8 protein-coding genes are annotated in these 5,319 nt (G+C 45.3%); all 8 read right to left on the bottom strand.

The window, feature by feature from the left end:
• A partial coding sequence (locus KH813_RS05940) for an NAD(+)/NADH kinase (protein ID WP_303994439.1) occupies positions 1–281 on the bottom strand: 281 nt, incomplete at its 3' end.
• Between the two features lie 5 nt (positions 282–286).
• Positions 287–1,090, bottom strand: a complete 804-nt coding sequence (locus tag KH813_RS05935) for a TlyA family RNA methyltransferase (RefSeq protein WP_303994438.1) — start codon at positions 1,088–1,090, stop codon at positions 287–289.
• 1 nt (position 1,091) lies between these two features.
• The gene (locus tag KH813_RS05930; RefSeq protein WP_303994437.1) at positions 1,092–1,547 is read right to left on the bottom strand and encodes a divergent PAP2 family protein; all 456 of its coding nucleotides are present in this window, start codon (positions 1,545–1,547) and stop codon (positions 1,092–1,094) included.
• 12 nt (positions 1,548–1,559) lie between these two features.
• Entirely contained in the window at positions 1,560–2,444 is an 885-nt protein-coding gene (locus KH813_RS05925; protein WP_303994436.1) for a polyprenyl synthetase family protein, read from the bottom strand.
• On the bottom strand, positions 2,431–2,670 hold the full coding sequence (xseB, locus tag KH813_RS05920) for an exodeoxyribonuclease VII small subunit (RefSeq protein WP_303994435.1): 240 nt from the start codon (positions 2,668–2,670) through the stop codon (positions 2,431–2,433). The genes KH813_RS05925 and xseB overlap by 14 nt, the downstream gene beginning before the upstream one ends.
• Positions 2,667–3,872 (bottom strand): exodeoxyribonuclease VII large subunit, encoded by a 1,206-nt coding sequence (xseA, locus tag KH813_RS05915; RefSeq protein ID WP_303994434.1) that lies wholly within the window; start codon positions 3,870–3,872, stop codon positions 2,667–2,669. Before xseA ends, xseB begins: the two co-directional genes overlap by 4 nt.
• The gene (locus tag KH813_RS05910) at positions 3,854–4,816 is read right to left on the bottom strand and encodes a glycoprotease (protein WP_303994433.1); all 963 of its coding nucleotides are present in this window, start codon (positions 4,814–4,816) and stop codon (positions 3,854–3,856) included. The genes xseA and KH813_RS05910 overlap by 19 nt, the downstream gene beginning before the upstream one ends.
• 11 nt (positions 4,817–4,827) lie before the next feature.
• Positions 4,828–5,247 carry a transcription antitermination factor NusB gene (nusB, locus tag KH813_RS05905; protein ID WP_295194830.1) on the bottom strand — a complete coding sequence of 140 codons (420 nt, stop codon included), beginning with the start codon at positions 5,245–5,247 and terminating at the stop codon, positions 4,828–4,830.
• Between the last annotated feature and the right edge of the window lie 72 nt (positions 5,248–5,319).

Here is a 5,319-nt window from a genome sequence, read left to right as displayed (position 1 = left end):
TTAACACCGCAAATCGGGATATCATAAGGCAGTAACAATTTGGCTACACTGATTAATGTACCATCGCCGCCGAGCGTAAATGCCATATCCATAGATTCCTGCATTTCCTGTAAGGAAGCCCAGCGTTCATAGGTAAAATGGTACTCGCGCTGCATCGCTTCTTCACGGTAGGAATCAATAATGTAGAAATCTATATCCGCATTCTGCAAGTGTTGACACAAATCATTGACATGATGCTCTATATTTTTTTTAGATAAATTCGGAAAAATTCCTACCAGCATAATAGTTAACCTCTCTCTACTTGTGTCAGTTGTATGATTGTCTGTCGCCAATCAAAAAAGTTCGGTGGCGGTACTTCCTTACGCAACCATGCTAAAAACTCTCGATTACCGTCTGCTCCGTGAATCGGTGAGTCTGTCAAACCCCAAATGAAAAAGCCCAACTGCTCAATGGCCGGCAAAACGCTAGTCAGTACTTCTCGATGGACGGCAGATGATTTAATGACACCGCCCTTGCCCACTTTTTCCGGTCCGGCTTCGAATTGCGGCTTGATTAAAATCACAGCATCACCGGTATCTTTCAATAATGGATATGCCGGCGGCAATACTTTGGTGACGGAAATAAATGAAACATCACAGCCGATGAAATCAAGCGGTTCAGGAATCAGGTCCGTGGTAACATCACGCATATTGGTGCGCTCAAGATTGACAACCCGGGAGGAGTTACGTAATGACCAAGCTAATTGCCCATATCCCACATCGACCGCATATACTTTGGCCGCACCATGTTGGAGAGCGCAATCGGTAAAGCCGCCGGTAGAGGCTCCGATATCAAGCATAATTTTCCCTTCCATGGGCAATGAAAATACTTCCAATCCTTTTTCCAATTTGAGTCCGCCGCGGCCGACATAGCGAAGTGGCGCCTTTCGTAGACGAATGGCTGCGGTCACATTGACTTTCGTACCCGGTTTATCAATCGGCACATCGTCTACCAGGACATCTCCTGTCATAATATAACGGCGTGCCTTTTCACGACTTGTAAAGAAACCTTTATTGACCAGCAAGAGATCTAATCGTTCCTTGGATTTCATATCAATACCACAGGTAGTAAGAATACGCTACCGCAACTCCCAACAATGCGCCGGCAAAAACTTCCAAAGGTGTGTGTCCAAGCAATTCCTTAAATTTCACATCATTAAACGGATGACCTGCCATAAATTCATGAATCAACTCATTCAAAAACTTGGCCTGTTTGCCAGCCGCCCGACGTACACCGGCGGCGTCGTACATAACAATAGCGGCAAAAAAGAATGCCAGCGCGAAGAGGTTGGAACTGATTCCTTCCTGAATTCCGATCGAACAACAAAGAGCCACTACCAAAGCGCTGTGTGAACTCGGCATGCCGCCGGACCCGACTAAACGTTCAACATCAAAACGATGGTGCTTTACTAAAAATAAAATGACTTTTATGATTTGCGCAATGAGCCATGCGCTAAAGGCAGAGAGAAATACGACATTGCTTGCAATGTCACGAATGTATAATTCCAAATCTATTTCTCCTTACATCGTTCTTCGTAATAAATAGTCAGGGAACTTCGCCAAATAAGTATTTTGTAAATTCAATTCATTCACAATTTCAACCGCTTTTTGTGCTTCTAAGTGCGCACGTTCCTGTGCCCCCTTGAGACCAAGCAATTGTACATATGTAGACTTAGCCTGCTTTTCATCCTGACCGACACGTTTGCCAAGTTGCTCTTCGTCGCCAATTTTATCTAAAATATCATCAACAATTTGAAACAGTAAGCCGAGACGATCTCCTAGTGCAGCAAGCTTGACTTGTTTTTCTGCATCGAGCGCAGCAATAACGCCCGCCATTAACAATGGAGCGGTGATGAGACGCCCGGTTTTAAGTGCATCCATTAATCGCAGTTGCGAAAGGGTTTGGTCATGCCCTTCCGCTTGCATATCAATAATTTGTCCGCCTACCATCCCATCGGGACCGGCTGCTTCCGCCAAAATTTGCACTAATTGTAAACGGATAGTTGGCAAAATATTTTCGGACTTGGCTATAATTTCAAAGGCTACTGTTAACAGTCCGTCCCCTGCCAGTGTCGCAATAGCAGGCGTAAATTTTTTGTGATTGGTCAGCCTGCCGCGACGATAATCGTCATCATCCATACATGGTAAATCATCGTGAATCAATGAATAGGTATGCACACATTCAATGGCTGCGGCAATATTCAAATATGGATCCAAGGGGATATCAAATGCTTCCAGTGTACTGAGAAAAAGAATGGGGCGAACGCGTTTACCGCCTCCTAAAAGGCTGTAGTTCATTGCTTCAAACAACACTTTATAGGTATCGTCTTGCGGCTTCAAAAGTGAATGCAAAGCAGTTTCAATAATCTCTTTTCGTGTCGCTAAATAATGTTCAAATGGAATCATTAGCGACTCCGTTCTGTACACTTTCTAAAGCTGTGAGTTCGCTGCGGTAGCTTTCTGCAAGTTCACCGTATTCCGTCAACAGGCTATCGCCTCTACGGGCAAGCTCAGTTCCTTCTTTAAATAAAGCAAGCGCCTGCTCTAATGTAAGGTCACCATTTTCCAATGCTTCAGTGATTTCCGTCAGTCGTTGCATAATTTCTTCAAAATTCTTAGATTTGGAATTCATCGCTTCAAAATCTCCTTCACTTCCGCTACGATGCTCACTTTTTCACCGATAATAATAAATTCTTCACCAAGGTGACATTCGGTAAGCGAGGTAAGGCGATGTTGGTTTTTCTCCAACCAAAAGTAACCGTTACGAAACATTTCTTCAGGAGACAACTGCGTCAGCTTCCGCTTTTGCTCCTGTTGACGATCCTTTTCTTTTTCATATAGCGATTGCGCTGCTAAAAATAAACGCCATTTTTGGCGTTGCCAATTTTGAGTTAATACAAAATGGCTTTTGGTCACTCCGACTTGGGAAAACCTCCGAACGAGTTGATGCCATTGGTAGATACGCTGTTTATCATAATATTGCCAAGCAGCCGACAAGCGTTGCAAAGTATGGTGAAAGTCAACGGCGATCTCCGTCAATGCAGGAACGGCAAGTTGCGCGGCATGGGTCGGTGTCGCGGCACGAACGTCAGTGACCAAATCAAGCAACGGATGATCGTTTTCATGGCCGATTGCTGAAATCGTCGGAATACGCGACTGGAACGCTGCGGTCAAAACTGCTTCATTATCATACGGTGCAAGTTCTGCCTGTGAACCTCCTCCGCGAGCAATAATTAATATATCGCAAAGTTCCTTTTCTGCATTGGCAGATAGAATGGCATCCGCAATTTCCTGCGCCGCCTCTGTGCCTTGTACACGTGTCGGAAACACGGTAATTTTCACGAGTGGATTCCGCTGGCCGATCATGCGTTTCAAATCATGCAAAACTGCGCCTTCCGGCGAAGTCACAATACCGATCCGCGAAGGATGAGGCGGTAACTTTCGCTTGCGTTCCCAAGCGAAAAAGCCTCGAGCACGTAAGTCTTCCACCATTTTTTCTCGTGCCAATGTTTGTGCGGATTTACCTTTAATATTTACACGATCGGCAACCAACCTCAAGCTTTGGTATGCTGACTGATAGTTCAGATTACCCGAAACAACTATCGTTGCGCCGATCTCGATCATCTTTTCAAATAAACGTGCTTTACTTGCCCAAAGCACACAACTGATACGAGATGATGTTGCAGGGTCTTCCAATGAGAAAAAAAGATGTCCTCGCGCCGAACGTCCTGTTTCCGCTACTATGCCTTCAATCCATAATGATTGCAGGAGATAGTCCGTATTTATTTTTTTCTCGAGATAGGATGTTACTTCCGCTACTGTTTGAATGCGCATAATTGATATCTCATCGCGGCAAATGCATTGCCGGTGGCATTGTCGCTGCTATATTCCGGTGCTGCAAGAAACGGTCGTAAATGACAATTTTTTAAAATTTCTGAAAACTCATTGCGCAAATACATATTTGCGAATACACCGCCGACCGCAATAAAGGGACGTCCTTGTTCAAAATTCAAACGCTCTGCAGTACGGGCTAAAATACGACAAATGTAATCGAATACGGATACCGCTAAATCCTGCTTTGAGAGATCTCCCGCTTCATATACTTTGCGCAGTTGCGTTTCCGCACCGGCAAAACTGAGTGAATCCAGTCTTCGCGGTAGCGACAAGCGATACGAAAGCCTCCCTTGCTGCGCCAACTTCTCCAAAGAAGGTCCGGCAGGAAAAGGCAAGCCCAGCATGACACCGATACGGTCAATCAACTGTCCGGCGGAAATATCGTCACTCGTAGCCAACTCGGTAATGGCGAGACCCTCCGTTTTCCATTTCACTTCCAACCAATCGGTAGTGCCGCCGCTCAGATGCAGCATATAAAGCGGCTCCTGCCAAAGTTCCGGGTAGTCGCGAATGGCGGCAAAAACGTGGTTTTCCTGATGACTGAAGCAGTGTAAAGGAACTCGTAAAATGCTTGCCAGAGAACGCGCCGTTCCTAAGCCGGCCAAGAAAGCCGGCATATAAGAGTCTTCCCGACGGCGCGGAACATCGGAGACGCCGATCACATCGATCTTCCCTGCATATTCTTGCCGTACTGACATGATCAACTCCGGCAAATTACGAACGTGTTGGTAAAGCATTTCGGATTGTGAAAGACCGCGTTTTCCCGCCTTAACCTTTAAAAGGCGTCGTGCTTGTGTCACAACTTCGAATTTTTCATTGACAATAGCTACGGATGTAGTGTAGCAACTGGTATCAATGCCTAAAAAAGCAACTTTCTTATCCATAGTTACTCCGCTTAGGCGTTAGCGCCGCTTTTATGTTCCTTGCTGATTACGTCCAATACGGCATTGACGAACTTATAGCTCTTGTCGGCGCCATATTCTTTTACAAGCTGAATCGCTTCGTTAATAACGATGCCCGCTTCCACAGGTTCCGGAGCGTATACCATTTCCCAAGTGGCCAAGCGCAACACATTGCGTTCCACAGCGCCTAAATGAGCGATTTTACGCTTTGGCGAATGACTTTGCAACAAGGCGTCAATAGCTTCTAAATTCGCTTTAGTTCCGTCAATGATGGCGTTGGCATAGGCAATATCCAAGGCGCCGAAATCATCTGTCGGAATAGGAGTTGATTCTTCTCCCTTATGAAATTCCAATGCATATAGAGTTTGAAATGCATATACTCTAGCTAAACGACGATTACGATTCTGTTTCATTCTTTGTCTCCTCTGCCACCTGATCGGGTCCTATAATATGTTCAAAGTGAACATCAATTCTTACATCCGGTA

Origin of the sequence: Negativicoccus succinicivorans (genome assembly GCF_018373335.1) — a bacterium.
GTDB classification, from domain to species: Bacteria; Bacillota; Negativicutes; order Veillonellales; family Negativicoccaceae; genus Negativicoccus; species Negativicoccus succinicivorans_A.
This window is presented reverse-complemented; position numbering and strand designations above follow the sequence as displayed.